Raw genomic sequence first — 777 nt, 5'->3', positions numbered from 1 at the left:
TTAAGTATAAATGAACTAGTATCCCGAGAGCTTGCTGAAGTACAAGATAGGAGTGAAAAAGAACGTAAGTTACTACAAGAAGCTACACGAATTAATGAGATAGATACATTAGCATCTAAATATTTAAGTAATCATTTTAACAAAGACATGCTTTTATCTAAGGGTTATTCACTTGATGAGATACTCTTAGCGCAAAGACGAGAACTTGTGAGGAAATATGTTAATCCGGATCAAATCAGAGCTATAGCTAAAATTGATTCAGTCGAACATATTGAAGGAAATATATTAGAACAATTATTAGAACTTGCTAAGGTTAATATAAAGGCAAGAAAGAATAATGACGCATTAAGCAATTCTTTATCTAGGAAAGATGCACTTAAATTTGAAGATCAACTGTCTATTTCAAATCCCAATTTTAGACCGATAAATCATAATGAACTCAGAGATGGTATAGCAAATTTTTATAGAGAGAGACAGAGAAAATTTACTAAATTAAAGAAGCATGTTTCATAAATAGTTTTTAGGAGGTTAAAGAGTGTCTTCAAGTAATATTATTCAAATTAGACAAGAATATGAACAAAAGGTTAAAGAGATTAAAGACCTTATGAAAAACCCAAGCATGGATATTGAGAATTTTAGTAATGATACTTCATTTCAAGATAAGAATTTAACTTTTGCTGCATCAGGTTGCATTAATAGTAACAATAGTACTTGTATAGAAAAGTATCCAATTAAAGGGTATCCATATAAGAGAGGAGTAAAGTTATCATTTGGTGA

Annotated in this window: 2 protein-coding genes; both read left to right on the top strand. The window is 29.7% G+C overall.

The window, feature by feature from the left end; genetic code table 11:
* The coding region (locus U880_RS0106355; protein WP_024655223.1) for a DUF1357 family protein at positions 1-513 on the top strand (513 nt) is incomplete at its 5' end.
* Between the two features lie 22 nt (positions 514-535).
* Positions 536-777: DUF228 domain-containing protein (locus U880_RS0106350; protein WP_024655222.1), on the top strand; the 242-nt coding region annotated here is incomplete at its 3' end.

Origin of the sequence: Borrelia hispanica CRI, from assembly GCF_000500065.1 — a bacterium.
GTDB lineage: Bacteria > Spirochaetota > Spirochaetia > Borreliales > Borreliaceae > Borrelia > Borrelia hispanica.
The sequence above is the reverse complement of the archived record's forward strand: the minus strand, read 5'-3'. Positions and strand labels throughout refer to the sequence as shown.